Source organism: Synechococcus sp. Minos11 (assembly GCF_014279855.1).
Taxonomy (GTDB): Bacteria; Cyanobacteriota; Cyanobacteriia; order PCC-6307; family Cyanobiaceae; genus RCC307.
Genome location: NZ_CP047953.1, coordinates 1,400,739 through 1,426,091, shown reverse-complemented (window position 1 = coordinate 1,426,091; position 25,353 = coordinate 1,400,739). Strand labels below are relative to the sequence as shown.

23 protein-coding genes are annotated in these 25,353 nt (G+C 63.0%); 4 read left to right on the top strand and 19 right to left on the bottom strand.

The window, feature by feature from the left end; translation table 11 throughout:
• Window positions 1–12: 12 nt before the first annotated feature.
• Entirely contained in the window at window positions 13–780 is a 768-nt protein-coding gene (locus SynMINOS11_RS07990) for a sulfite exporter TauE/SafE family protein (protein WP_186547787.1), read from the top strand.
• Here the strand turns inward: SynMINOS11_RS07990 and SynMINOS11_RS07985 are convergent.
• Entirely contained in the window at window positions 771–1,244 is a 474-nt protein-coding gene (locus SynMINOS11_RS07985) for a CRR6 family NdhI maturation factor (protein ID WP_011935993.1), read from the bottom strand. The two genes, SynMINOS11_RS07990 and SynMINOS11_RS07985, sit on opposite strands and share 10 nt — an antisense overlap.
• Window positions 1,241–1,897, bottom strand: coding sequence for a phosphate signaling complex PhoU family protein (locus SynMINOS11_RS07980; RefSeq protein WP_186547786.1), 657 nt, complete (start codon window positions 1,895–1,897; stop codon window positions 1,241–1,243). Before SynMINOS11_RS07980 ends, SynMINOS11_RS07985 begins: the two co-directional genes overlap by 4 nt.
• 111 nt (window positions 1,898–2,008) lie before the next feature.
• Here SynMINOS11_RS07980 and psaM point away from each other — a divergent pair, with 111 nt between their 5' ends.
• The 3 genes from psaM to SynMINOS11_RS07965 all read left to right on the top strand — a co-directional run bounded on the left by psaM (window position 2,009) and on the right by SynMINOS11_RS07965 (window position 3,586).
• Window positions 2,009–2,113, top strand: a complete 105-nt coding sequence (psaM, locus tag SynMINOS11_RS07975; RefSeq protein ID WP_186550781.1) for a photosystem I reaction center subunit XII — start codon at window positions 2,009–2,011, stop codon at window positions 2,111–2,113.
• Window positions 2,114–2,300: 187 nt separating this feature from the next.
• Window positions 2,301–2,585 (top strand): hypothetical protein, encoded by a 285-nt coding sequence (locus SynMINOS11_RS07970; protein ID WP_050815476.1) that lies wholly within the window; start codon window positions 2,301–2,303, stop codon window positions 2,583–2,585.
• An 11-nt stretch (window positions 2,586–2,596) separates the two neighbouring features.
• Entirely contained in the window at window positions 2,597–3,586 is a 990-nt protein-coding gene (locus SynMINOS11_RS07965) for a protochlorophyllide reductase (protein ID WP_186547784.1), read from the top strand.
• A gap of 3 nt (window positions 3,587–3,589) precedes the next feature.
• Here the strand turns inward: SynMINOS11_RS07965 and SynMINOS11_RS07960 are convergent, their stop codons facing one another.
• The 17 genes from SynMINOS11_RS07960 to SynMINOS11_RS07880 all read right to left on the bottom strand — a co-directional run bounded on the left by SynMINOS11_RS07960 (window position 3,590) and on the right by SynMINOS11_RS07880 (window position 25,104).
• Window positions 3,590–4,297: a potassium channel family protein gene (locus SynMINOS11_RS07960; protein WP_011935988.1), complete on the bottom strand. Its 708-nt coding sequence runs from the start codon at window positions 4,295–4,297 to the stop codon at window positions 3,590–3,592.
• Window positions 4,298–4,314: 17 nt separating this feature from the next.
• Entirely contained in the window at window positions 4,315–5,685 is a 1,371-nt protein-coding gene (locus tag SynMINOS11_RS07955) for a potassium transporter TrkG (RefSeq protein ID WP_011935987.1), read from the bottom strand.
• On the bottom strand, window positions 5,682–6,395 hold the full coding sequence (locus SynMINOS11_RS07950; protein ID WP_186547782.1) for a pirin family protein: 714 nt from the start codon (window positions 6,393–6,395) through the stop codon (window positions 5,682–5,684). The genes SynMINOS11_RS07955 and SynMINOS11_RS07950 overlap by 4 nt, the downstream gene beginning before the upstream one ends.
• A gap of 6 nt (window positions 6,396–6,401) precedes the next feature.
• The gene (locus SynMINOS11_RS07945) at window positions 6,402–6,935 is read right to left on the bottom strand and encodes an NADPH-dependent FMN reductase (RefSeq protein ID WP_186547780.1); all 534 of its coding nucleotides are present in this window, start codon (window positions 6,933–6,935) and stop codon (window positions 6,402–6,404) included.
• Window positions 6,936–7,012: 77 nt separating this feature from the next.
• A complete protein-coding gene (locus SynMINOS11_RS07940; RefSeq protein ID WP_255445354.1) occupies window positions 7,013–7,402 on the bottom strand; it encodes a cupin domain-containing protein in 390 nt (129 codons plus the stop codon).
• A 142-nt stretch (window positions 7,403–7,544) separates the two neighbouring features.
• Window positions 7,545–8,447 (bottom strand): ferredoxin:protochlorophyllide reductase (ATP-dependent) iron-sulfur ATP-binding protein, encoded by a 903-nt coding sequence (bchL, locus tag SynMINOS11_RS07935; protein WP_186547776.1) that lies wholly within the window; start codon window positions 8,445–8,447, stop codon window positions 7,545–7,547.
• Window positions 8,448–8,564: 117 nt separating this feature from the next.
• Window positions 8,565–10,148, bottom strand: coding sequence for a ferredoxin:protochlorophyllide reductase (ATP-dependent) subunit B (locus SynMINOS11_RS07930; protein ID WP_186547773.1), 1,584 nt, complete (start codon window positions 10,146–10,148; stop codon window positions 8,565–8,567).
• A 5-nt stretch (window positions 10,149–10,153) separates the two neighbouring features.
• Complete coding sequence (locus tag SynMINOS11_RS07925; RefSeq protein WP_186547771.1) at window positions 10,154–11,392, bottom strand: ferredoxin:protochlorophyllide reductase (ATP-dependent) subunit N; 1,239 nt, start codon at window positions 11,390–11,392, stop codon at window positions 10,154–10,156.
• 54 nt (window positions 11,393–11,446) lie between these two features.
• Window positions 11,447–12,256, bottom strand: coding sequence for an LCP family protein (locus SynMINOS11_RS07920; RefSeq protein WP_050815475.1), 810 nt, complete (start codon window positions 12,254–12,256; stop codon window positions 11,447–11,449).
• A 141-nt stretch (window positions 12,257–12,397) separates the two neighbouring features.
• On the bottom strand, window positions 12,398–13,051 hold the full coding sequence (locus SynMINOS11_RS07915) for a ParB-like protein (RefSeq protein WP_011935979.1): 654 nt from the start codon (window positions 13,049–13,051) through the stop codon (window positions 12,398–12,400).
• A 1,009-nt stretch (window positions 13,052–14,060) separates the two neighbouring features.
• On the bottom strand, window positions 14,061–14,354 hold the full coding sequence (locus SynMINOS11_RS07910; protein WP_011935978.1) for a hypothetical protein: 294 nt from the start codon (window positions 14,352–14,354) through the stop codon (window positions 14,061–14,063).
• A gap of 73 nt (window positions 14,355–14,427) precedes the next feature.
• Complete coding sequence (locus tag SynMINOS11_RS07905) at window positions 14,428–16,086, bottom strand: DEAD/DEAH box helicase (protein WP_255445353.1); 1,659 nt, start codon at window positions 16,084–16,086, stop codon at window positions 14,428–14,430.
• 135 nt (window positions 16,087–16,221) lie between these two features.
• Window positions 16,222–16,575: a phosphomannose isomerase type II C-terminal cupin domain gene (locus tag SynMINOS11_RS07900; protein ID WP_186547769.1), complete on the bottom strand. Its 354-nt coding sequence runs from the start codon at window positions 16,573–16,575 to the stop codon at window positions 16,222–16,224.
• 9 nt (window positions 16,576–16,584) lie between these two features.
• Window positions 16,585–16,821 (bottom strand): hypothetical protein, encoded by a 237-nt coding sequence (locus tag SynMINOS11_RS07895; RefSeq protein WP_186547767.1) that lies wholly within the window; start codon window positions 16,819–16,821, stop codon window positions 16,585–16,587.
• A 71-nt stretch (window positions 16,822–16,892) separates the two neighbouring features.
• A complete protein-coding gene (locus tag SynMINOS11_RS07890) occupies window positions 16,893–18,326 on the bottom strand; it encodes an AAA family ATPase (RefSeq protein ID WP_186547765.1) in 1,434 nt (477 codons plus the stop codon).
• On the bottom strand, window positions 18,323–21,892 hold the full coding sequence (locus SynMINOS11_RS07885; RefSeq protein ID WP_186547763.1) for a UvrD-helicase domain-containing protein: 3,570 nt from the start codon (window positions 21,890–21,892) through the stop codon (window positions 18,323–18,325). Before SynMINOS11_RS07885 ends, SynMINOS11_RS07890 begins: the two co-directional genes overlap by 4 nt.
• On the bottom strand, window positions 21,889–25,104 hold the full coding sequence (locus SynMINOS11_RS07880; protein ID WP_186547761.1) for an exodeoxyribonuclease V subunit gamma: 3,216 nt from the start codon (window positions 25,102–25,104) through the stop codon (window positions 21,889–21,891). Before SynMINOS11_RS07880 ends, SynMINOS11_RS07885 begins: the two co-directional genes overlap by 4 nt.
• Between the last annotated feature and the right edge of the window lie 249 nt (window positions 25,105–25,353).

The following is a 25,353-nucleotide window of genomic DNA, read 5'->3' as shown; positions in this document are numbered from 1 at the left end:
TGATGGGAGGGGATGCTCCAGCTGCTGTTGCTGCTGCCGTTAGGCATCCTCGCCGGTCTGTTGTCGGGCTTTTTGGGGATTGGCGGCGGCTTGATTTTCTCGCCGCTGTTGTTGGCGCTTGGTTTGGATCCCCATCAGGCGCTGGCCACCAGCACCTTGGCCATTGTTCCCACCACGGCGGCAGGCAGCTGGGCCCACTGGCGCCAGGGCCGCTTGCCACTGCAACCCGCGCTGGTGATTGCCCTGGCGGCTCTAGCCAGTGGTCTCGGCTTTGCGCTGGTGGGCAAGGTGCTCTCGGGCTGGCATTTGCTGGCGGTGCAAGCGCTTGTGTATGCGCTGGTGGCCCTGTTGGTGCGGCCGCGCCAGCAGTCCGCCACCGCTGTTAACAGCAGTGATCCCTCCCCGGCGCTGCTTCCGCTGGCCTTGGTGGGCTGCATCGCCGGGCTCTGCGGCGGCCTGCTGGGCTTGGGCGGCGGTTTGGTGATGGTGCCGCTGATGGTGGCTTGGTTGCGCATCCCCATGTATCTGGCCATCCGGCTCAGCACGGTGGCTGTGCTGCTGGCTTCTGCGGGAGCGGGGTCGCTATTTGTGCTCGAGGGCCGCGGTGAATTGCTGCCGGCGTTGCTGTTGGGGGGGCTGGCGGCGGTGGCGGCCAAGTGGGCGGCGAGCCGGTTGCAGCGCGTCAGTCCGCGCCAACTGGCCTGGTTGCTGCGGATTTTGAGCTTGGCCTTGGCGATCGACAGCAGCCGCCGCGCCATCACGCTCTGGCTTCAGGCCTGAGGCCAGAAGCCGGCTTCCACGTTGAAGCCCAACACGGCTGCCATTTGACCGAGCCGTCCGCGTAGGGCAAGCCCGTGTTGGTTGCCCCATTCATCAAGCCAGAAGAGGCGATGGCTGATCCAAAGGCTGAGGTCATCGGGATCAAAGCGCAGGCCTTCCGTGCGACTGAACTCATGCAGCACTTGCATGGCCACATGGCGGCTGAGTTGGCCGTCGCTGCGTTGCAGCAGCAGCGTCAGCCAGGGGCAGAGCGCATCGGCCCGCAAGCTCCACAGGCGGCACTCCGGCACTTCACTGAGTTCGCGGGGATCGTCATCGGCGCGGGGCCATTCCAGTTGCAGCGCGAGGCCGTCTTCCAGTTCCAGCAGGGCGGTGGCAGGGCGCTGCCGCAGCTCCTGCAGCGGGCTCATGTCTAGGCAGCGGATCTGGTCTGCACTGACATTGATCACAAGGCTTTCGCTCATGGTTCGCGCCGCGCCACCCGCTGGCTCACATTCACGGCATGGTCGGCCATGCGCTCAATGCAGCGCAGCACCAGCACCAGCATCAACTGATGATCCCGGCATTCGCTGGAGGTGCAGGTTTGAGTGAGCTCTTCCACCAGACGTTCGTAGTCCCGGTCCACCAGGTCATCGAGGGCCTGGAGCCTGGCCCCGGCGCTGAGGTCTTCCTCGCTGAGGCTGTTGAGGGCAAGGGCTAAGAGCGAGCGGCAACGATCGAGCATCGTCAGCACCTCGTCGCGGAGCATCACCGGCTGCGCCGGCAGCAATTGCTCGCCCAAGGTGGCCAGCTCTTTGCAGTAGTCGCCAAAGCGCTCGAGATCGCGCAGGCAGTGCATGTAACTCAGCACCTCGCGCACCTGGGTTTGGCTGAGGCGCTTGTGACACAGCAGATCAGCGCATTCCTCCTCCAGGCGCCGGTAGAGCTTGTCAATTCGGTCGTCGCCACGGCGGATTTGTGGTGCTGCCTCCATGTCGGGTCCCGACAGCACGGCCCGGGCCAGCACAGCTGATTCCTCCACCATTGAGCCCAGGCGCAACAGCTCTTGCTTCAGTGCCCCCACCGCATCAGCTCCTGAGCGCGCAGGCACCTGATTTCTCCAGGCGGAGAGCAGCATGGCGTTCAATCCTCTGCTGGCAACCTAGTTCTGACGGCCATCAAGAGCTGTGACAGCCCCCTTGGGAAGTCGGGGCTGGCACGGAAAATGGAGAGGTTCTTGTTGCGCACCATGGCTACTGCCTTGTCTCAGTCTGAGATCTACATCGCCCTCGTGGTGGCAGCCCACGCTGCCATCTTGGCCCTGCGTCTGAGCGTCAGCCTTTACCGCTCCTGAGGTCTGGGTGACTTGGCAGCTTCGGTGACGTGCGCTACAAGCGGGTGTCATGGAAGCTGTGGTGCCCCGGACTCGCCGCCCCGCAACGCGTCTCACCGCTCGGCAAGGGTCTCATCGGCCAGCGCCCTCGTCGTCGCAGCCTGAAGTCGTTTTGCCGTCTTCAGCAGCTATTGCCCGTGAAGAGCTGTTGTTTGCCTTTCTTGGCCTTGCCTTGAAGGCGGTTGGGTTGACCTTGGCGTTTGTCACGCTGGCCAAATTGGCCTTGGCCCATCAACAACGGCTGGATCGTCACAGCGAAATTCAAGCGGTTCTGGCGCTGCAGCTCGACCGGCTTGAGGGACAAAAGCGCTCCCTCGATCGCCTGTTCAGCATTGATGGTGAGCAAGCCCTGCTGCAGCAAGAGCAGCAATGGATCGCGCCCAACCGCCGCCGCATCATTTGGCTTCCGCCTGAAGCCGCTCCCACCCCTTAAGCATTCGTTCCATGACCAGTAGCCCGTCTTCCTCTCCATCGGCGCCACTGGCCATCGTCACTGGAGCCTCATCGGGCGTTGGTCTGTGGACCACCAAAGCCCTGATCGATCAGGGCTGGACGGTTGTCATGGCGTGCCGCGATGGCGCCAAAGCCCAACAAGCCCTGGTTGAGCTGGGTTTGGGTCGTCCGGCTGAGGCGATCATCCTGCCCCTGGATCTGTCCGATTTCGAGTCGGTCAAGGCGTTTGTGGAGCTGTTCCGTGGTCTTAATCGGCCCCTGACGGCGCTGGTGATCAATGCAGCGGTCTACAAACCGCTGCTCAAAGAGCCGGAATGGAGTGCCCAGGGCTACGAGCTCAGCATGGCCACCAACCATCTGGGTCACTTCCTGTTGGCCCGCCTGTTGCTGGATGACCTCAAGGCCTCACCAGCCGCCGACAAACGCCTCATCACCTTGGGCACGGTGACCGCCAACTCCAAAGAACTCGGCGGCAAGATCCCCATTCCTGCCCCTGCTGATCTGGGTGATCTGTCCGGCTTTGCCCAGGGATTTAAGGCGCCGATCGCCATGGCCAGTGGTAAGAAGTTCAAGCCTGGAAAGGCTTACAAGGACAGCAAGCTGTGCAACATGATCACCAGCTTGGAGTTGCACCGCCGCTTCCACGGGTCCACCGGCATCAGCTTCAGCTCGCTGTATCCCGGATGTGTGGCTGATACGCCGCTGTTCCGCAACAGCCTGCCGGCATTCCAAAAGATCTTCCCCTGGTTCCAGAAGAACATCACCGGCGGTTATGTGAGCCAAGCCCTGGCCGGTGAGCGGGTGGCCCAAGTGGTGGCTGACCCTGCCTTCCGCAGTTCCGGCGCCCATTGGAGCTGGGGCAACCGCCAGAAAAAAGATGGGAAGCAGTTTCAACAGGAGCTCTCCGATAAGGCCAGTGATCCGGCCACAGCCCTACGGGTTTGGGACCTCTCCAGTGCGCTGGTGGGCTTAACCCCTTAGCTCTTATTCGTTTGGCAGGGCGGCGAGAGCCTCTTTGCTGCCCATCACCACCAAGCGTTCACCGGCCTGCAGCACCAGTGAGGCCGGTGGGTTAACCGTGAACGCGTGTTGGGGGCCGGCGGCCAGCACGGTGACGTGATGGCTGCGGCGCAGGTTGAGCTCCCGCAGCGATTGGCCTGAGAAGGCTTCTGGCACCAGGATTTCTTCAATGCTGTGGTCGGCATCAAGCTCCAGCCGCTCCAGCAGATTGGGCCTCACCAGCTCCTCGCCCAGCCGCTGGCCCTGCAGCTTCAACGGATAGACCACCCGGTCAGCGCCCACCCGTTGCAGCATCTTCATGTGGATGTCGCTGTTGGCCCTGGCGATCACTTGTTTGACGCGGCTGCCGGGGGCGTCTTTGGCGATCAGCGTGGCGGTGATGCTGGCTTCAATCGAGCCGGCAATGGCCACCACAACCGTGCCCACTTGCAGCACGCCGGCTTCGCGCATGGCTTCTTCATCGGTGCAGTCCACCAAGCGCGCTTCAATCGAGGGTTCAACTTGGCGCAGCTCATCAACGGCCCGCTCTTCATCGTCGATGGCCAGCACCTCAGCACCCCAGCGCACGAGCTCTTCGCAAACCGCCAGGCCAAAACGCCCCAGGCCGATCACCGCATAGCCATCGGAGAGATCACGGCGATTGGATTGGGATAACCAGAGCTTGCCGGTCATGGCGTTCACGGTGGTGACTACAGGATGAGTTCTTCTTGCGGGTAGCGCACCCGGCTGGGGGGACGCCGGCCAAAGAGGGCCGAGAGCAACAACAGGATGCCGAGTCGGCCGATGAACATGCCAACCAGCAGCACCAGTTGTCCCCAGCGGTCCAAGCGGGCGGTGATGCCGAGATCAAAGCCAACCGAGGCAAAGGCTGACACGCAGGTGAACAACTTCTCCAAAAAGGTGAAGTCTTCATCCCCCAGCACACCGGCTTCGGTGTCCCCCAGCCCCAACAGCATGGTCATCAGCACCACCACTCCGGCCGAAGCCAGGGTGATGCCAACGGCCCGCAGCACCTGTTTGCCGGGGATGCGGCGGCGATTGATCACCACCTCGGTGCGGTCTTCCAGGGTGGAACGGGTGGTGCACAGCAGCACCGCAAAAGTGGTGGTTTTGATGCCACCCCCAGTGCCCCCGGGGCTGGCGCCAATGAACATCAACAGGATCAGCAGGAACAACCCCGCATGGGAGATGGTGTCGAGCGACAGGGGCACGGAGACAAACCCTGCGGTGCGCGCTGAGATCACCTGAAACAGCGAAACTCCAACCTTTTGCAGCAGCGGTAGGCCCCCCACCACACCAGCGGGGGCTAGCCGTTCGGTGAACAGCAGCCCCAAGGTGCCGGCCGCGATCAACAGCACGCTGCTGCGCAGCACCACGCGGCTTTGCAGGCTCAAGCGGCGCCATTCCAGGGGGTTGCGCCGATGAATCCAGAGATCGGAGAGCACGCGCCAGCCAATGCCCCCAGCGATCACCAGCGCTGCCACCACCGCGCAGACCACGGCATTGCTCTGATAAGCCTCAAGGCTTCCCGACCACAGGCTGAATCCGGCGTTGTTGAAGGCGCTGATGCTGTGGAACATCGCGGCCCAGAGCCGCTCGGCTGGGTTGCTGATGTCGGTGAAGCCGAAGGCATAGAGCAGCACCGTGCCAATCAGCATCAGCACACCGCCACTGATCACGATGGCCCGGAAGGTGGAGCCCACACCGCCCACGCCGAATTGGTCGAGGGTGCGGCCCTGGTCGATGCGTTGACGCAGGCCCGTGCGGCCCTGCACAAAGCCCTGCAGGAAGGTGCTGATGGCCATCAGTCCCAGGCCGCCGGTGATGATCAACACCGCCAGCACCAGCTGTCCAAAGAACGTCAGCTCCGTGCCGACATCAATGATCGAGAGGCCCGTCACCGTGATGGCGGAGGTGGCGGTGAAGAGCGCCTCCCAGAGGTCCACTGATGGCCCAGAGCACAGCGGCGTGGCCAGCAGCAGCGTGCCAAGGGCAATCACCAGCAAACCGCTGACAACGGTGAACTGCGGAACGGTGAGCTGGCGCTGCCAGGCGCTCATTGCAGTTCAAACAGCAGCAGGTCGGCGCCAGCGCTGCTGCTCACGATGGTCTGCCCCGGCGCGCCCTCGAAGCCCAAACCATCACCCCGTTGCAGTAATTGCCCATCCAGTGTGATGGCGCCATCAATCAGCTGCAGCCACCCCTGCCGGTTGGGCTGCAGGGGCAGTTCCAGGGGGATTCCTGGTTGCTGTTGGCTGCGCCAGAGCCGCACCGGCCGCTGAATGGCCATGGCCTCCGCCGCGCCGCTGGGATCCAGCAGGCAGGTCCAGCCCTCTGCGATGGCAAAGGGCTTTTGCTCGTATTGCGGATCTCCCCCAGGGGTTTGCGGTTCCACCCAGATCTGCAGGAGCCGGCAGGGGGAGGCGGATTGGTTGATTTCGCTGTGCACCACGCCTCGGCCGGCGCTCATGCGCTGCACCTCGCCGGCGCGGAGCACTTCGCGGTGACCCATGGAGTCTTGATGGGTGAGCTCACCTTCCACCATCACGGTGATGATTTCCATGCTCTGGTGCGGGTGCATGCCAAAGCCTTGGCCTGGGGCGATCGTGTCGTCATTGATCACTCGCAGCGGACCAAAACCCATCCAATCGGGGTCGTGGTGGTGCGAAAAGCTGAAGCTGTGCCAGCTATCGAGCCAATCGAGCTGGCTGTGGAAGCGTTCTGCAGCAGGCCGCAAGCGGCCCAGGCTGCGCAGAGGGGGTGTGGTCATCGCTGCTCAGGTGCCCAACGCGAGTGGTTGCATCTGCATCAGGCGGCGCAGCAAGTCTTGGATCGAGTCGTCTTTGGCTGGCTTGGCGAAATTGCTGAGCAACTGTCGCCCCACCACCTGGGCGCCGAGGTGGGTGAGTTGGATCCTCAGGGAGAGCAATAGCTCCATGCCGCCACCTCCAGAGAAGGTGGCCATGGCCACGGGCCGGCCGTTGAACAGGGCGCGAAAGTCATCCCCCTGCACCGAGAGCCAGGCCACGGCATTGCTGAACACTGGCGGGATGGAGCCGTTGTATTCCGGCGCGCAGATCACCCAGTGGGGAGCGGCCATGAGCCGCTCGTGTAAGCGCGCTAGATCAGCCGGACTGCCATTTTTTTCGGCTTTGGGGCGATAGAGGGGTAGATCCAGCAGGGTGAGATCCAGCACCTCGGCGCTGGATCCCAGCTTGCGGGCTTCATCGGCAAAGCGTTCGGCCAATTTGAGGTTCTCGCCATTGCTGGCGGCGAGCACCAGCACATCGACTGGTGTGGAGCTGCTCATCGTTGGCCTGGAGGTCTGAGATAAGCACATTGTGTTTTGCGCGGCGCCTCTCCACAAGACGGCAGCGCAAGCAGCGGTTAAGCCGGCCCGTTCACCAAGCTGATCCAGGCCTGCTGCAGGCTGATGGGGATGGGCAGCGGCCGGTAGTCACGGGCATCGGGTTCGCCATGACGCTGCACGGCATTCACCATCAGCGCCGGTGATCCCCCGCGGTTGATGGCCCCATGGGGAATCCCAGGGGGGATGCGAATCCAGCAGGCGTTCTCCACGCGCATGGGGATGGTGTGCAGCTGTTTGTCTTGCAGCACCACAAGATCCACCTCGCCTTGAAGCAGCAGCAGTTGGTCGGTCTGCTTGCGGTGGCAGAAGAGTTCGTGGGATGGGGCGGTGCCCACCGTGGCAATCAGGGTCTCGTCGCTGGGTTGGGGCGATGAAAACAGGGTGGAGCCAGCTTGGCTGGCTTGCATCGGCAGAATTTCAACCCTCGCTGGTGAACGCATCGGGGTACTTAGAAGTACCCCGAGCGTGCCGTGCGAATTTCTCGCTGGTCGTGTTGAAACGTACGAATTGACCCTGCCCGTGTGGGCAGTTGCTGACGATCAATGCGGCTTAATCGAAACCCAGCAGATCGAAGATCTCGCGATCTTTGAGTGATTCGGCTTCCAGTGGCTCGACGTGGTCGAGCATGTTTTGCGCCAGCCGGAGATATTCGTTTTGCACGGCCTCCACCCCTTCCTCGTCTTTGTCCATTTCAAAGATCGTGCATTTCTTCAGGCGTGAGCGCCGGATCGCATCCACATCGCGGAAGTGGGCCATGGTGCGCAGGCCGGTGCGCTCGTTGAACTTGTCGATCTGATCGGTTTCCGCTGAGCGATTGGCCACCACTCCACCAAGACGCACCTTGTAGTTCTTGGCCTTGGCTTGAATCGCTTGCACGATGCGATTCATCGCGAAGATCGAATCGAAATCATTGGCCGTGACGATCAAGCAGTAGTTGGCGTGCTGCAGCGGTGCGGCAAAGCCGCCACAGACCACATCCCCCAACACGTCAAAGATCACCACGTCGGTGTCTTCCAGCAGGTGATGCTCCTTGAGCAGTTTCACCGTTTGACCCGTGACGTAGCCACCGCAGCCGGTGCCAGCAGGAGGGCCGCCGGACTCCACACACATCACCCCATTGAAGCCCTCAAAAACGAAGTCTTCGGGCTGCAGCTCCTCGCTGTGGAAGTCCACCTCTTCGAGGATGTCGATCACCGTCGGCACCATCTTGTGCGTGAGGGTGAAGGTGCTGTCGTGCTTGGGATCGCAACCGATCTGAAGCACCCGTTTGCCGAGTTTGGAAAACGCAGCTGAGAGATTCGAAGAGGTGGTGGACTTGCCGATTCCCCCCTTGCCGTACACCGCAATGACCAGAGCCCCCTCCTCGATCTTCAGCGAGGCGTCCTGGTGCACCTGCACACTGCCATCGCCGTCTTCACGGCGACTGCTTGGTGGCGTCAAGGTTGTGGTCATGGCATGAACCGAACGGAGGGGCCTTTTCAACAGGTACCCACGCCAGCCAACAGCAACTGGGGGGTAAACAAAAAATCCGGCGGATCAAAAGTTGATACCGCGTTACTCAGTGGAGGCTCACCGGGAAAAGTGAGCCTTGGCTTCGTAGAGCACTTCATCGGTGATGTTGATGATGCCGCGCTCTTGCGCGTAGCTCTCGGTGTTCCGCTTCACCTTGCCGCGAACAAAGAAGGGAATACGGCTCAGTTCCGCCTGCCCTGAAGGGGCCCAGCGCAGCAGCTCCGCCTCATCCACCCCATTGGCCTCAGCGGCCAGGGTGATTGGATCAGCGGCCTCCGGCCCGGGTGGCTTTTCGCCCTTGTGGCTCATGTGGCCATCGACGAATTCAAAGTCGTGGCGGAACATTCCAATGAGGTGTTCCTCCAAGCCCATCATCAGCGGGTGAACCCAGCTGTCGAAGATCACGTTGGCCCCCTCCCAGCCCATTTGGGGCGCATAGCGGGCCGGCACGTCTTGGACGTGCAGGGGTGAAGAGATCACCGCGCAGGGAATGCCAAGGCGCTTGGCGCTGTGGCGCTCCATCTGGGTGCCTAGCACCAGCTCTGGGGCGGCTTCAGCCATGGCCGCTTCCACCTCCAGGTAGTTGTCGCTGATCAGGGCGGTGAGCCCGAGTTCCTCAGCCGCCGCTCGCACGGCGCGGGCCTGTTCGCGGCTGTAGCTGCCCAGGCCCACCACCTCAAAGCCCAGTTCGCGGGAGGCGATGCGGGCCGCGGCAATGGCATGGGTGGCATCGGCAAAGATGAACACCCGCTTGCCGGTGAGGTAGGTGGAATCCACCGAGCGCGAATACCAGGGCATGCGGCTCTGGCCACGGCCTTGGCTTGTGGGCTCGAGCCCCAGCAGCTCCTGCAATTCCCTGCAGAACATCTCAGTGGCGCCGATGCCAATCGGCACGGTGCTCACCGTGGGCATGCCGAACTGCCGCTCCAACCAGCGGCAGCTGCTATCGGCAACTTCGGGGTAGAGGCAGATGTTGGCCTCGGCTTGGGGGATGCGCCGTAGATCCTCGGGGCTTGCGCCCAAGGGCGCCACCACATGGGTGTCGATGCCGAGCTCATCGAGCAGCACCCGCACCTCCCGCACGTCATCGCGGCAGCGGAAGCCCAGCAGGCTTGGCCCCAGCAGATTCACCCGAGGCCGCCGGCCTTGCTCCTGCCAGCGCTTGGGGTCGGGTTTGCTCAAACCCGCCGGTGGAAGTTGCGGCTTGAGCAGTGTGCGAATCAGTTGGTAGAAGGTTTCTGCAGCCCCCCAGTTCTCTTTCTTGGAGTAAGCGGGTAGCTCCAGGCTGACCACCGGCATCGGCAGATTCATGCCCTGGGCGAGGGCGCCCGGTTGATCCTGGATGAGTTCCGCGGTGCAGCTTTCTCCCACCAGCAGCGCCTGGGGTTGGAAGCGATCTGCCGCATCGCGGATCGAGCGTTTCACCAGCTCGGCGGTGTCACCCCCCAAGTCCCTGGCTTGAAACGTGGTGTAGGTCACCGGCGGGCGCTGGTCGCGCCGCTCGATCATCGTGAACAGCAAATCGGCGTAGGTGTCGCCTTGGGGGGCGTGGAGCACGTAGTGCACCCCCTGCATCGAGGCCGCGATGCGCATCGCGCCCACATGGGGTGGGCCCTCATAGGTCCAAAGGGTGAGTTCCATGGCGCTCAGGCGAAGGTGAGGGCGCCGCGGCGGCGCAGGGGTCGGGCGAAGAGCTCCGCCAAATCGCCGGCTTGATCGCAGCCATGGATCGGGCTGAAGACCAGCTCGATCGACCATTTGGTGGTGATCCCCTCGGCTTCCAGCGGGTTGGCGAGTCCCATGCCGCAGACCACCAAATCGGGATGGCTCTGACGAACCCGCTGCAACTGCTCCTCCACGTTTTGGCCTTCGCTGAGTTGCACATCAGCGGGCAGTAGATCGAGCTCCTGCTGCTGCAGGGCGCGATCGAGATAGGGAGTTCCCACCTCCACCAACTCCATGCCGCATTCCCGTTGCAGGAAGCGCCCGAGGGCCAGCTCCATTTGGGAATCCGGCAACAGGAACAGGCGTTTGCCCTCCAGGGCTTTGCGGTGGGGTTCCAAAGCCGCACGCCCTCGGGTCACCAGCGGCTCGAGCACGGAGGTGGTGTGCTCATCGCTGATGCCAAAGGCCCTGGCAGCAGCCCGGAACCACAACTCGCTGCCTTCAACGCCGAGGGGGTAGGGGCTACTGATCAGCTCAGCGCCTTTGGCTTGCAGGGCCCTGGCTGTTTGCCCCAAAAAGGGTTGGGTGAGCAGAAGCTTGGTGCCTGGGCCAACGGCTGGCAGCTCGGTGGAACGCCGCGGCGGCAGGCTGGCGACAGGGCCAATCCCAAGGCGCTCAAACAGCGTCAGGAAGCGCTCTTCCACGCCATCAGCCAGGGTGCCCACCAACAGCAGCTGCGGCGTTGTGCTTTGCGGCATCAATGGCACCAGGGCGGTTAACGCCTGGTCTTCCCCTTGGGTGAAGGTGGTTTCGATGCCACTGCCGCTGTAGTTCACCACTTGCACGCGGCCGCGATGCTGCTGATTGAGGCGCTCAGCGGCTTTGCTGAGATCCAGCTTGATCACTTCGCTCGGGCACGATCCCACCAAAAAGAGGGTGCGGATTTCGGGCCGCCGTTGCAGCAGATCAGCCACCACCCTGTCGAGTTCCTCGTTGGCATCGGCGAGGCCCGCGAGATCCCGTTCGCCAAGGATTGCGGTGCCAAAGCGGGGTTCGGCAAAGATCATCACGCCGGCGGCGCTTTGGATCAGGTGTGCGCAGGTGCGTGAGCCCACCACCAGAAAAAAGGCATCCGGCATGCGCCGGTGCAGCCAAACAATGGAGGTGAGGCCGCAGAAAACTTCTCTCTGACCGCTCTCTTTAAGCAGTTGCAACTGCAATCTCCATGAACTCCCCTTCTTAGCTCTGGTGAGCGCTTCTAGGCCACGATTGCTTTACAGGGATCGCTCGGGATTGGTGACAAACCAGTAGCTGATTCCGTTTCGATAACCCAAATAGCCGGGCAACGAGGACGCACTGAGCTGTTGGCCGGCCACCACCTTGGCGAGGCCGGCGAGCTGGAACAGGTTGAGGTTGGTCTTGATGTTGTCGTTGGCGATCCGCAGCAGCTGGGGAAGCTTGGCCATGGCTTCGGCTGTTGCCAGTTGCCCCATGAGCGCATCCACCGCTTGCCGCTGCCGCCGCATTCGGCCGAGATCTCCTTCGCCGTCATTTCGAAAGCGCAAGTAGCCCTCGAGAGCGCGCCCCCGCAGGCGCTGATGGCCTGGCAATAAGTCGATCTCCAGGTTCTGGCTGCGGTCGCTGTACCGCATTTGTTTGGCCACTGTCATTTCCAACCCGCCCAGGGCATCCCCCAGTTCCCGCAGGGTTTCGAGATTGAGCACGATGTAATGCGGCATAGGCCGTCCAATCAGCTCCTCAGCCCCAGCGCTGATGGCTTTGATGCCTCCAAAGGCATAGAGCGCGTTGACCTTCTGCTCACCGTGTTGGCTGGAGCGAATGAACGTGTCGCGCGGGATTTGCGTCAGGTGGGCCCCCTCGCCGGTGAGATGCAAGCTGGCGATCACATCGGTGCGTAGGCCTTCGGCATCGGTTCCAAGGAGCAACACCTCCTGTGGAACGGGCGCCAGTACCTGCTGGAGCTGATGGGCACCCAGGCTGGTGCTCGAGCCGCTCAGCCGCAGCAACAAAGGCTCAACAGCAATGGCGCCAAATCCGAGGCCCCCCACCAGGGCAATCCCCATACCGATCAATGGAGTCAGGAATCTGAATCGCCGCTCTCGCTTCGTGGGAGCCATCGCAGGACCCTCCCAGATAGTGGTGTAATTCTTTCAATTCTCGATATGAAATTGAAGCGGTGGCGCTAGCTTCCGTTTTGCTTCTGATCAGCCTTTCCAGCCGGCCATGCGAGAGGCAGCGGCCGAGCGGGCATAGGCCCTGGCTGCTGGCAGAGCTGGCTCCAGTTGTTGTGAGTTGAAGGGCGGCAATGCTTTGCGCCTGAGCCAGGCCGCCCAGCGAAATTCATGGAAGGGAATCAGCGGAGCGCGATCAATCACGCCTTCGCGCTTCAGCTTCCACACCAAGCTGCGGTAGGGGTCGTCTTGGCAGCCCAGCAGGGTCTCGGGAAGTTCTTCTGGTGCCAGTGGTCCGAGCCCCCGGCCGTCATAGAGGTAAAGCCAGCCGCGCTGTTGCAAGGCCTGCAGCACGGCGCTGCGGTTGTTGAAGGGCAGATCCAGGGCGATGTAGCCCCAGCCGGTGGCCTCGGGATCCACCGCTAGTAGCCCCCGCAGGCGGTGATGGCGATCCACCATCCAGAGCTCGCCCGCTGAGCTGCGCACCAACGGAATCGGCTTGGTTTTCAAATAGCGCCGGCGCTCCTTGGGGGATTCGTTTTGGAAGTCAGCGATGCGGTGCTGGATCTCAGCCATGCCCACACACAGTTGGGTGGGATGGAGCGCCGCAATCGCCACTTCGATGAGATCACTGGCTGCTTGGGGCGCCTCGGGCAGGGGCTCGTAAGCAGGAAGTGGCAAGGTCATGGCAAAAGCGTAAGGGCCCCCGCCAGGCGGAGGCCCTTCTAATGCTCAGGCCTGACGGCCTGGTCCCTAACGGTGTAATGGCGCCCGAGGGCGGTATTGATAAAAGCGATGTCGCTGTTGTTGGAACGCGTCAAACGTTCCGGAATCGATGCTCAAACGGTTGGAACAGAACGGAAACAGGGCACTGGTTGTGTGAGACCCCTCATCGATTAGCCCTTGGCTGCGGGCCAAGACAGTGCTTGTCACTGCTGAGTTGTCGTTGCCCCTGAAACCATGGCGGCGTTGGTGGATGGTGATTCCAAGCGGGAAGGCGCTAATCCTGTTTTTCAGTCCACAATTCAGGATTTACGAATTCACGTGGGTGCAATGATTGCTCTCCCTCAATGTCAACGCGCTAGAGAATAAAAACTGGTAAGCAGCGCGATGGATTCAGGCGAAAAGCAGCACAGAATCACTGGCTTTGAAACGGTGTTCGATAACACCACAACCTCCTAGTCCAGGTTCATCGAAGGGGCCAGTTCACCCCGGAACAGCTGGCTTTGGAAAGATTGCTAGCTCAAAGCAGAGCAGTGATTGTTCACTGATCCATGCTCAACGTTGTCGTGGTGATCGTGCGCTCTCGGGTGGAGTGGCATCCGTCATTGGACCCTCCCTGTGTTGATGTTTTTAGTGTTGCTGATTCGCGCAGCAAAGCCAATAGGAGCAATTGCTGTTTCTAACTGTGTGCTCTTGTGAATGAGAATTTCATGTTCTCGAGCCCATTTTGCTGTGCGCTAGCGGCCTTGATGTCCAAAGATTTCGTGATCATGAAGGAAAACTGGAATCCACGGCGATCCCTGGAGAGTCCGGGCAATGTCAGCGAACTCACACAACCAGGAGGCCGTGATGAACAGCCGGTCCCCTCTCCCTTGGGCCCTGACTTGGGACGCCAATGGGGAGCTTGCTAATCACGATCGCTACGACTTACTGCAGGCCGATGCCGCCCTCGACAAGACCTGCGCTCTGCAGATCAGCTCTGAGATGTCGGGAAGCGGCGCGTGGCCTCCATCGTGCAAGTTTCACGGGCCGTACCCAGGCCATCACCGGCTTTGATGCGCTCACCCAGGCAGTCACAGGTGAAAGCTCCCATGCCTTCAGGCGCTTCTTTGCCGGCCTGAGCAAAAGCATTGTTGAAGCTGGCCACGCACAGCTTCTGGATCAGTTGCATGTCGCTGGCGCTGACTTCGGCGCGCGCTGGCATCGGGAGGAATCCCAAGCCAGCAGAGAGCAACGCCACAGGGAGGCAACCCTTCCAAGCGGTCATGGTTAGGACCTAAGTGGGATCGGTCTAAAGGCAGGGCGTGGGGCTTGTCAGCGCCGGCGGGGCAGCTCGTTAATCAGCCCATGGCCTGGCGGCTGATGCGCAATTCCTTTTGCATCACCCGAACCCCTTGCAGGCGCTTCATCAATTCCGGTGGCATCCCCTCGGGCAGATCCACAGTGCTGTAGTCATCAAAGATCGTGATCTTGCCGATCTGACGACCGTCTAGGCCGCTTTCATTGGCGATGGCACCCACCAGATGGCCCGGTTTGATGCGGTCTTGCCAGCCCACCTCAACGCGGAAACGCTCCATCGACTGCTGCACCCGGCCAGGGCTGCGGCGCTCTTGGCCGCGACCTTGTGGATTGCGGTTGTTGACCGGCATCGGTGGTTGCGGCACCACCAGCAGCGGTGAATCCCCTTGGGCCAAGCGCAGGGCGGCCAGAGCCAACTGATCGGGGGTGACATCCGATTCCCGTTGCAGGCGCTGCAGGATCTCGCCCATCAAGGCCACTTCCTGCTGCCGGTCTTCAGGGACTGGTTCGCTGACGAGATCACTGAGCTGCTGCTGCAGGTTGTCGAGGCGCTGCTGGTTGATCTCCGCATCGCTCGGCACATCCATTGCATCGATGCTGCTGCCGACAGCGCGCTCGAGGCTGTGGAGCAAACGGCGCTCCCGGTAGGAGAGGAAGAGGATGGCGTCGCCTTGGCGTCCGGCGCGGCCGGTGCGGCCGATGCGGTGCACGTAGGCCTCGCTATCGAAGGGTGCGTCGTAGTTGACCACCAGGCCAATGCGATCCACGTCGAGTCCGCGAGCTGCCACATCGGTGGCCACGAGCACGTCGATGCGCCCTTGCTTGAGGCGCTCGATGGTGCGCTCACGCAGCGACTGGGGCACATCACCATTGAGCACTGAGCAGGCGATTCCCTCGGCCTCTAAGGCTTCAGCCACCGTCACCGTGACGGCTTTGGTGCGGGCAAAGATGATCACCCCGCCAGGGCCATGGGCTTCGAGAACCCTCAGTAGGGCGCTCAGTTTTTGCTGATGGGGCAGCAGGATGTGGCGTTGGCGAATCCTGCTGGCGTCCGCTTTCTGCGTGCGGATGATCACTTCAGCGGGGTTCTGGAGATGCTGCTGAGAGATCCGCTTGATTTCTGGCGGCATCGTTGCCGAGAACAGCACCACCTGACGCTCGCTGGGGAGCTGTTCAAGCACCCACTTCACGTCATCGATGAAGCCCATGCGCAACATCTCGTCGGCTTCATCGAGCACCAATGTCTCCAGTTGGGAGACGTTCAGGGTGCCTTGGCGCATGTGATCCATCACCCGGCCTGGAGTGCCCACCACCACGTGAACGCCGCGGCGCAGCTTGTGGATCTGATCGCGGAAATCGGAACCGCCATAGAGCGGCAGCACGTGCAGCCCAGGCGTGCAGGACGCATAGCGCTGGAAGGCCTCGCTCACCTGAATTGCCAGCTCGCGTGTTGGCGCCAGCACCAGCACCTGCGGGTGGCGTGCTTCGAGATTGATGCGCGCCAGCAGGGGCAGGGCAAAGGCTGCTGTCTTGCCAGTGCCGGTTTGGGCTTGGCCGAGCAGGTCACGGCCGAGCATCAGCTCAGGGATCGCTGCCGCTTGGATTGGCGAGGGCTGCTCGTAGCCGCACTTCGTCAGCGCTTCGAGCAGGGAGTCGGGCAAACCGAAGCCAGCAAAGCCGCTGGTGGATTCGTTCGACACGACAAGTTGGTCTGTTTGGGTCACAGAAAAAGGCGTAAACGCCGCGGGTTGGCCTGAAAGTCCTTGTTCAGGCCGGCAGACCCACGTTCTGAACTGCCTTGCCTTATCTGCAGGAATTTCAACTCCCGAAAACTATCACCCCACCGGTGCCGCCACCCGGCCGTAGTCATCGGCGAAGCGTTCGATGTCGTCCTCACGAAGGATGCTGCCGCGCTGCACCTCCACGATCAGCAGCCCTTGATCGCCTGCGGTGGCGCGGTGCACGCAGCTGCAGGGCACATCAAAGCTGCTGCCGGCTTGGGCCTTGTGTTGGGTGCCATCGAGGTTCACCACGCCCTCGCCAGCGGCGACATACCAATGCTCAAGCCGATGCTGATGGCGCTGCAGTGACAAGCGCTGGCCGGGTTCGAGCCACAGCCGCTTGACGAGATAACCCTCCCCTTCGGTGAGGGTTTCGTACCAACCCCAGGGACGAGTGCAGCGCTCCATAGGCTGCTTTTAGCAGGCCTGAGACCGAGGGGCTAGCACCATTTCAATGAAGCTCTGCACATGCTGACTGTCGCTAAGCACGGGCCTCAGCCTGGCGCCAAAGGCCGCCAGTTCCGATGGTGAGAGCCGCTGCATCAACCCCTGCAGTTCTTCGCGGGTGCTCACGGACAGGGGCACATCACTGAGCCACAGGAAGGCGGCTTCCTGAAGCTTGCTCCAGGCCAGTAGGTAGAGATCGGAATCCATGCCCAGCATCAGCGGTCCATTGGCAACCTGGCAGAGCGGCCTGCCCTGAGGCCAGCCCTTGGCGAGAAGCGTTACGCCTCGAGGCTGTCTAACGGCGGACTCAGCAAGTCCAGCCGCTCTTGGGCCCGCGTTAGAGCCGTGTAGAGCAAGCGGCGATCCAATCCGCTGCCCGCTGGCAGCACCACGATCAGCTCGCGAGCCTGACTGCCTTGGCTTTTGTGCACCGTGAGGGCAAGGGCTGGTTCGGGGCAAGGCAACAGTTCCAAAGGCAGCCGCCTGGGGCCTTCGGCCGTGGCGATCACGGCCTCTTGTCCCTGCGGACCTGGCCGTACCAGGCCGCGGTCACCATTGGCGAGCCCCAAGGAGGCATCGTTGCGCCCCACCAGCAGGGGGGTGCCCGCAGGCCAATGCCAGGGCTCCCGTTGGGTGAGAGGCAGCCACCGGCGGTTCAGTTGGCTCACCCCCTGACGGCCACTGCGCCGTGGCGAGAGCACCAGCAAGTCCTCGAGGCAGGCCAGGGCCTCGGCATCACTGAGAGCCGTGTTGTGGGCCTGTTGCTCCAGCCGTTGGCGGTGCTGCTCGATGCGCTGTTGCAAGGCCAGGGGCCATCCCTGCTCAAGCGGCCACCAATGCAGGTTGCTGTGCTCAGCTTTGGCAGCCAGTTGTTGCTGTAGTTCAGCGGTGGGGCTGCCTCCGCGCAGCTGTTGCACAAAGCCCCCCAGAGCTGTGGAGTCGTTGAAGCGATGGGAGCGCTCCAGCTGCAACAGCAGCTGCGGCCGGTGTTGCTTGAGCTGCTGTTCGAGCGGTTCCAGCACGCTGCTGCCGCCAATGGGCGGCAATTGGGCGGAATCACCCACCAACACAAGCCTGGTGTTGCTCGGCAGCGCCTCCAGCAGGGCTTGCATCAACTGGGTGTCCACCATCGACACCTCATCGACCACCACCACCTCGGCATTGATGGGGCGCTGCTGGTTGCGGCCAAAACCACCGCTGGGATTGGCTTCCAAGGCGCGATGCAAGGTGGAGCACCGCATGGAGGCTGGCAGCGGGCTGAGGGCTTCCCGCAGCCGTGCCGCTGCCTTGCCGGTTGGTGCCAGCAGCAGGGTGTGGCGTTCACGCTCATCAGCGAGCAGTTCCCTGACGCGGGTGGTTTTGCCCGTTCCGGCGCCGCCGGTGAGCAGCAGCCCCCTGTGTTGATGCAGCCGTTGCTCCAACTCCATCAGCAGGCTCTGCTGCTGCTGGTGTTGCCGCCGGCTCCAGAGTTCAGCGCCTTGCGCGCCCTGCTCAACCAGCACCACGGGTAGCTGCTGCAGGGCGGATTGGCTGGCCGCCGTGAGTTCAGCGCGTTCGGCTGCATCGAGCTGCAAGGGTTCACGGCCCTGGAGTTGGCAGAGCAGCAAGCGTTCGAGCAGTGGTTGTAAGCCTTTGGCTTCCGCCTGCACCGCGGCTGGGGCCAGGCTCAGGAGTCGGGCAGCAGCCCGCTGGCAGCGACTGGCTTCGCTCATGGTTGCCCCGTCTCATCCAGCAGCCAGGCCCCCTCGCCGCTGCGGGTGAAGAGCATCACCGCATCAATGCGCACGGGGGTCTGCTCCCCAAGCCGCCAGTGCAGCCAGCGCTGAACGGCTTGCCGGTAGAGCTGGGCCTGCAGCCAGTAGTCCTTGGCGGCCATCAAGTCGTTGATGGGGCGCACCAGCCGGTTGGTTTTCCAATCGAGCACCACCCAGTGTTGGGTTCCATCACGGCTTGGCAGGCGGATGATCAGATCGATCACGCCATTGAGAAAGCCGCTGCTCAGTTGCGCTTGCCGCTGCTGCAGTCGCTCGCGGGCGTAGCTCTGCACCACCGGGTCGTGGTGCTCGGCGAGTTGCTCCAGCGCCTCGCCGAGCACATCGCTGCTGGGGGAGGCCGCAAACCCACTCAGGGGGATGTCGAACGGCAACTCCCGGAGGGTGTCGCCGCTGGCGATTTGATTGAGCTGGCAATCCCCGAGGGGTCCGCCCAGGGGGCGTTGCAGCAACACCTCAATCGCCCCCAGCAGGCTGTTGCTTAGTTGCGGATCCAGGCCGGAGCGGGCCACCTCATCGCGCACCAATTGACGCACCTCAGGGCTGCTGAGATCGGCCTCGAAATCCAGCTGCTCGAGGATGGCGTGCACCAGGGTTCCAAAACTGGCGCCACCGGGTAACTCCCGCCAGCAGGGATCTTCAGCGCCGCCGGGATGCTCTGGGCTGCTCTCCCGGTCGGGGTCAAAGCCCTCCTCCTCGCGCGCCGAGGGGCTGAGGGTTTGGCTTTGATCGTGCAGCCGGCTGTAACTCCAGCGCCCCCAGCTGCTGATGGGGCGTCGGGGCGGAATCATTGCGGCGGCTGCGGCCAAGGGTTGGGTGTTGGCAGCAGGGCGGTAGGCCGGGGGCGCCTCAGGGTTGAGGTCCTCCAGATGAATGCCCAGTTCATCGCAGCGGTGCTGCAGGGCTTGGCGTAAATCGCTGGCCCGGCTGATGTGATCAGCAATGGCCTGCCAGGGCTGCTCAGCCTCCTGTTGCCGCAGCTCCGGATGGAGCAACCAGGCCGGCAGGCTGGCGCCACTGTCTTTGATCCGGCCCCAGTCCAAACAGAGCTGGTGCTTGGCGCGGGTCAGGGCCACGTAGCCCAAACGCAGCCGTTCCTGCCATCCCTCGAGGCGCGCTTCCATCAGGCGTTCGGCCCGAGGACTGCTGCCGCTGCGGCGGCTGAGCTCCAGCACCCGACGCTGTTGGCTGGGATCCCACGCGCGGAACGGGGCTTCCGCATCGACGCCCCCATCAACTTCCCAGAGGGTGGGGCACCACACCAGGGGAAATTCCAGCCCCTTGCTCGAATGCAGGGTGGTGAGGGTCACCATCGACTCGCTGGCCACAATGCGTTGCTGCGCGTCTTCCCCCTCGCCGCCAAATAGCTGCTGTTCGGTGAGCCAGTGCAACAGCCTGGCGGCCGATGGACGGCCCTGGTCTTGCCAGCTCTGTTGCAGCAGTTCCGCCATTTGGCGCCGATCACTGAGGCGCTGCTCGCCATTGGCTTGCCCCCGCAATCGCGGTAGGCCTGGGCCTGCGGCTTGCACCACCTCCAGTGCCGCCAGAGGCCCCACCAGGGCATAGCGCTGGCGCGCTTGTTCCAGCTGTTGCAGCCAGGCTCCCCAGTCGCTGGGACTCCAGCCGCTGAGCTCAGCGGCCAGGAAGCCGCCGACGCTGGAGAGGGCCAAGGCCGCTGCCGCACGCCGATCCCCCTGGCGCTCGCTGCTCTCGAGCCACAGGCTGAGGCTGGCGGCCTCTGGGCTCTGCCAGAGATCACCTCCCCGGCCAATGCGCGCGGGGATGCCCCGGCGTTGCAGCTCCCGCTGCAGGGCCACGGCTTCGCGATTGCGGCCCACCAGCACGGCGAGATCACCCGGGTGCAGCGCTCGCCAGCCATCGCCCTGCTGCAGTTCCATGCCACTGGAGAGGGTGCGCTGCAGGTCATCGCAGACCCGTTGCGGCAACGAGTCGCGCAGCTCCCCCAATTTGAGGGGTTTGCCCCCGTCGGCTTCCCCCAGCCAGCGCATGCGCACCGGCGGGGCTGGGCTGCCATCGGCGCAACGCAATCGCGAAGGGCTGGCGTGCTCGGGCGCCTGAACCCTCCGGTAGTCGATGGTTGGGCTGCCAAAGCTGGCCTCCCCGGCAAACAAATGGTTCAGCACGCTCAACAGGGCTGGGTCGCTACGGCGGTTGGTGTCGAGTGAGAACCGTTGCCGCTCTGGCGTTGAAACGGCGGATCGATAGGTGCGGATGTCGCCGCCGCGAAAGCGATAGATCGCTTGTTTGGGATCCCCGATCAGGGTCAAGGGAGCTTCGCCATCAAATAAGGCGGCAAACAGGCGCCACTGAATTGGGTCGGTGTCCTGAAACTCGTCGATCAAGCAGCAGCTCAACTGCTGCTGTCGCCATTGCTTCAGCCCGGCCAACACAGGCGGACTCAAGCGGGCGGGATCAACCCGTTCCAGTAGATCGCCAAAGCTCATTTCCTGCTTGAGCTGTCGCCGTTGCCAAGCCCCTTGTCTCAAGGCGTGCACCAAGTCGGTGAGCAACTGCTCGATGGGTTCAAAACACAACTGTTCCGCTGCCCCATGCAGACCACTGCTGGGGGCTTGATCGGGGTCGGCCAACACGCGCTTGAGCTGACTGGTGCTGAAGGCCTGCACCAATTTTCGGTAAGTCTTGATGTCGTTGCGATCGCGCGCGATCGCGATCAGCTCGGGCAGCTGGGCCAGCTTGGTTTTGCCTAGCAGCGCTCCGGCTGGACTCTTGTTGCCTGTGCCTTTGCAGAGTTGCTGCATGGCTTCGCCGGTGCTGATGCCATCACTGGCGAGCAGGCGCTCGAACCTTTCATGCCGTTGCTGCCAGCCATCCACGGCCGTGGCACCTGTGTCCAGCGGTTCTGGAAGCAGCATGTCGCGGTCGTCGTCGACGAGCTGGGCCAGCTTCATCAGCCCGTCGAGGCTCAAGTCGCTGTGGCTTTGAACCCAGGCCTGCCATGGCGCTGGGGCCGGTGAGAGAACGCTGCGCCGCCAGTCATTGACGAGCTCCTGCAGCTGGCTGCGCCCGCCTTCGCGTAGGCGTCGTTGGGGATCGAGGCCCAGCAGTGTGCCGTTGTCCTGGATTAAGCGCTGGATGAAGCCATGGATCGTGGTGATGGGGGCCAGATCGATGCGATCAATCGCTTCCAGCAGATTCAGCAGCACTTCCACACCCTGAGGCGATGCCGCCCAGCGGCTGATCAGCTCGTCCAAGGTGGGATCACTGGCGAGCCTGTTCTCATTGGCCAGGCGGTAGGCCAGCACCGTTGAGGCCTCCTCCAGGCGGGTGCGAATCCGGCGGCGGATTTCCGCGGCAGCCGCGCGCGTGAAGGTCACCACCAGGATCTGATCGATCGCTCGGCCGTTTTCGCCCACCTCCCGCAACACCCTGTGGCTGAGGGCATAGGTCTTGCCGGTGCCAGCGCTCGCCTCCAGCACAACGGTGCCGCCTGTGAGGGGGCCATTGAGATCGAGCGGTTCGATCACAGCTGCCGGCCTCCGGCGGCTAAGGCCTCGCTCAAGGGGAGCAACCAGCGCAGGCTCAGCTGTTCGGCTTCGGGGTGCTCAAGCCAGCTCGCGATGCTGGGTGCTTCACCACCGAGCAATTGCAACCAGGCACTGGGCCATTCGTAGTCGTTGCGCCCTGGAGGATTCAGCTCTTTGAGTTGTTGCGCGCTGAGTCCCGGCAGTGAGCCGTCCTGCTGTTGGCTGAGCAGCTGCCAATTGAGTTCTGGAATCCAGGCGATGGGCCTCTGCAGCGCCTCTTCCCGCCACTGCTGCCAATCGTCGATCCAGGCTTTGGCCTGCTGGGCTTCCACCGCTGGCAGGGTCCATACCGCCGCTCGCTCTTCGCCTTTTTGCTCCATGGGGCCCAGCAGCAGGGTCTGCTGCGGACGCTCTGCATTGGCCCAGAGGTGCTCTAGCCAACCATCGAGGAGCCGTTTGGGTTTGAAGCGGCTGTTGCTCATCAGCACCACGGCCTCGCCATCGGCGTCCTGCAGCTCGGCCTGTTTGGCCAAGAGCGCATGGCAGCGTTGCCATGGCTGGTCGCTGGCGACGATGGCCGCTGGGCCGGGGGGGAGGTGGCCGCGGCGTGCGAGGGCATCACGCTGTTGCGGCCATTGGTTGGCCTCGAGCCGCTCGCTGCCCAGGTTCAACAGACGTTGTCCCAAAGTCCAGCGCTGCAGGCCATCGGGGGCGCTCTCCTCGGGGTCGCTGCTCTCATCGCCGCGCCGGTGCGGATGGATGCCATGGGCTTGCAGTAGCGCGCGGGCTGGATCGCGCAGCCATTGCTGCAACTCTTCCAAGCTGGCGGGCTCGCATTCATCCACCGGCCAGCGCTGATCCATCGGCCAGGGCGCTCCCACCACTTCCCGTGCGGTGAGGGGCGGCAAAGGGGGCTGCTGCTGCAGCACCCAAGTGGTGATCGGCTCCCCTGCCTCTGTGCGGTAACTGCGCTCGAGGCAACGCAGCAGATCGCTCAAGGGCGCCGCTGGGTTGCGTTCTTCTCCACTGCGCGGATCGATGGCGTTGTAGGTGGCGATCCAGTGGTCGCTGCAGGCTTGCAACGCCTCCAACAAGATCGCCCGGTCCTCTTGACGGCGATCGCGATCACCCCGCCATGGCCGTTGCAGCATCAGGTCATAGCCCGGCCGTTGATCGCGCCGCGGGAGCCGCTGCTCGTCCATGCCCAGCAGCACCACCACCCGGTGGGGGATGGAGCGCATCGGTTCAAGGGCACTCAGGCTCACCGCACCGCTGACATGGCCATAGCGCCCTTGTTGTTGTGCTTCGGCCTCTTCCAGTAGGCGCACCACAGCCGCCCGATCCAGGGCGAGGCCGCTGGCCTCTGGGTCGCGTAGTGGGGTGAGCAATTCGTAGACCTCGGGGGCCTGCCAGCCCTCGTCGTCTCCGCCACTGAGCTGCTGGATGGCGCTGCCGATCTGCTCGTTCCATCGCTCGGCTGGTAGCGGTCCGCTGAGGGCTTGCAGTTGTTCAAATAGGCGGCTGCAGGCGTCATGCAAAGCCAGCACATCGTTTGCAGTGGCAAGGCTTTGGTTGCAAGCCGCCAGGCCTCCCCATTCCCCACTGGCGGCCTCCTGCTCGGGGAAGCCATCGCTGAGCTCGAGCCCCAGCAGCAAGCGATCGAGACCCCATCGCCAGCTGAAAGCATCGCCCGCTGGGTAGCCCCAGCTCTGGCGGTGGTCGCCATCACGGCCCCAGCAGATCCCCGCCTGATCCAGCAGTTCACGCCATTGGGGCTGCGTTAGGCCGCCCAGCTCGAGATGCTCGGCCAGTTCAGGCAGCAACAACACATCAAGAACGTCGTCGCGGCTGAGACGACTACTGGCCAGTGCCAATAGACGGAACACCAAATCAACGCGGGGGTTGCGTTGCCGCAGGGTGCGGTCGGTGACGCGGACCGGCAGGTGGCGCGGATCGCTGGAGCGCCCCGGCCTTTCAAACACCGCCAGCACCAGGGGCGTGAAGCGCGCCACATCCGGTGTCATCACGAGGATGTGGCGTGGCTCGATCGATGGGTCGCCGGCCATCAAGCGCAGCAGGGCTTCATGGGCGGCTTCCACCTGCCGCCGATCGCCATGGCAGGCCAGCACCTCCAGGTTCAGCTGGTTGCGTTGCAGCTTCAGAGGAGGCTCAATCCCCGGTAAGCCCTCCCCCCGGGGTCTGCCCACCAGAAGATCAGCCTTGAGTTGTTGCAGCAGCCCAGCCTCCTCAGGGCAGAGGGGGGCTGGCCGTTGCTGCCGCTCGAATTGCTCCTGCAAATCAGCGGCAATCAGCTCCAATTGCCAGTGGAAGTCCCGTTGGGTGCGTCCAAGGCTGGCCAGCAGGGGATGCCCTTGGTGCAAGAGCCGGCGCTCGAGCCTGTCGAGCGCATCGCCCTCCTCGTGGTGGCTGGGTGGCAGGGATCCCCAGGGGTCGAGGCTGGGGCTGAGTTGGTAGAGCAGCACGGGTGAATCTCTGCTGCTGGCCCGTTGTGCCAGCAATTTCCATAGCGCTGGCGGCAGGCTGGATAAGCCAAAAACGTGAAGCGGCTCGTGCGGATCGCTCCGCTGGCGTGACTGCTCGAGGGCATGGAGGAGTCGTTCGGCTGGGTGGGGGATGCCGCTGGGTTCCAGCCGCTGCGCCAACTCCCTCAGCAGGGCTGGTTGCCATTGCTGATGGGCCGCCAGTGGTGCGTGGCTGCCATCGACGCTCTCGCCATTGAGCCAGCGGCGCACCATCTGCGGCCGGTACAAGCCGTATTGATCAAGCGTGTCGCTCAGCTGCAGGATCAGCTGCAGCCGTTGGGTATCTAGGCCGTTGTCCTGCTGCTGTGGACCTTGATGCCAAAGCTGCTGCAGCGGTTCCCAGAGTTCGGTCTGTGGAAGAGCGGGGATCAATTGGGCCAACTGCCAGCACAGTTGGCTTGGATCCCAGGGATCCCTGTGGCCGGCAGGTAGGCGCCCGTCGAGCTCAAGAATGAGCTGGCGCAGGTGCCGGCCAGCGAAGTCAAACTCAATCCCAGCGCAGATGCCGATGCGTTCGCTCAAGGCCAGCGCCAGCCAGCGGCTCATGGCGTTGGTGCTGATCAAGACCCGCTGGGGCGTGAGCGGATTGGCGGGCTTGTGACAGTTGAGCTCCGAGGCCAACGCCGTCGCCAAATCTTCGATGCTGTTGCTGCTGATCAGGCGGAGCACTGCACTCTCCGTTTAGGCACTATTTCTTTGGTTTGTTTCAAGGTTTGAGCAGTTAATAAAGCCCTGAACCAACAGCTTTTGCTGACACACTAATAGGACTATTTGACAGGACAACAACGGCTGTGCCCACGCATCTGCAATGGGGTTGTGACGGTGAGCTTCACCCCGAGGAATTGGCTGAATTGCAGAGTCTGCTCGTGGACCAGCTCAATGGCCCCGACTTGGAATTTCAGGCTCTCTCCGAGGCTT

Coding starts and splice junctions, on each gene's coding strand:
- SynMINOS11_RS07965 (WP_186547784.1), top strand. CDS start 2,597: ATGACCAGTAGCCCGTCTTCCTCTCCATCGGCGCCACTGGCCATCGTC.
- SynMINOS11_RS07890 (WP_186547765.1), bottom strand. CDS start 18,326: ATGAGCGAAGCCAGTCGCTGCCAGCGGGCTGCTGCCCGACTCCTGAGC.
- SynMINOS11_RS07945 (WP_186547780.1), bottom strand. CDS start 6,935: ATGAGCAGCTCCACACCAGTCGATGTGCTGGTGCTCGCCGCCAGCAAT.
- bchL (WP_186547776.1), bottom strand. CDS start 8,447: ATGACCACAACCTTGACGCCACCAAGCAGTCGCCGTGAAGACGGCGAT.
- SynMINOS11_RS07940 (WP_255445354.1), bottom strand. CDS start 7,402: ATGCAAGCCAGCCAAGCTGGCTCCACCCTGTTTTCATCGCCCCAACCC.
- SynMINOS11_RS07950 (WP_186547782.1), bottom strand. CDS start 6,395: ATGACCACACCCCCTCTGCGCAGCCTGGGCCGCTTGCGGCCTGCTGCA.
- SynMINOS11_RS07915 (WP_011935979.1), bottom strand. CDS start 13,051: ATGACCTTGCCACTTCCTGCTTACGAGCCCCTGCCCGAGGCGCCCCAA.
- SynMINOS11_RS07920 (WP_050815475.1), bottom strand. CDS start 12,256: ATGGGGATTGCCCTGGTGGGGGGCCTCGGATTTGGCGCCATTGCTGTT.
- SynMINOS11_RS07910 (WP_011935978.1), bottom strand. CDS start 14,354: ATGACCGCTTGGAAGGGTTGCCTCCCTGTGGCGTTGCTCTCTGCTGGC.
- SynMINOS11_RS07955 (WP_011935987.1), bottom strand. CDS start 5,685: ATGAGCGCCTGGCAGCGCCAGCTCACCGTTCCGCAGTTCACCGTTGTC.
- SynMINOS11_RS07930 (WP_186547773.1), bottom strand. CDS start 10,148: ATGGAACTCACCCTTTGGACCTATGAGGGCCCACCCCATGTGGGCGCG.
- SynMINOS11_RS07900 (WP_186547769.1), bottom strand. CDS start 16,575: ATGGAGCGCTGCACTCGTCCCTGGGGTTGGTACGAAACCCTCACCGAA.
- psaM (WP_186550781.1), top strand. CDS start 2,009: ATGGCTACTGCCTTGTCTCAGTCTGAGATCTACATCGCCCTCGTGGTG.
- SynMINOS11_RS07980 (WP_186547786.1), bottom strand. CDS start 1,897: ATGCTGCTCTCCGCCTGGAGAAATCAGGTGCCTGCGCGCTCAGGAGCT.
- SynMINOS11_RS07990 (WP_186547787.1), top strand. CDS start 13: ATGCTCCAGCTGCTGTTGCTGCTGCCGTTAGGCATCCTCGCCGGTCTG.
- SynMINOS11_RS07895 (WP_186547767.1), bottom strand. CDS start 16,821: ATGGATTCCGATCTCTACCTACTGGCCTGGAGCAAGCTTCAGGAAGCC.
- SynMINOS11_RS07985 (WP_011935993.1), bottom strand. CDS start 1,244: ATGAGCGAAAGCCTTGTGATCAATGTCAGTGCAGACCAGATCCGCTGC.
- SynMINOS11_RS07960 (WP_011935988.1), bottom strand. CDS start 4,297: ATGACCGGCAAGCTCTGGTTATCCCAATCCAATCGCCGTGATCTCTCC.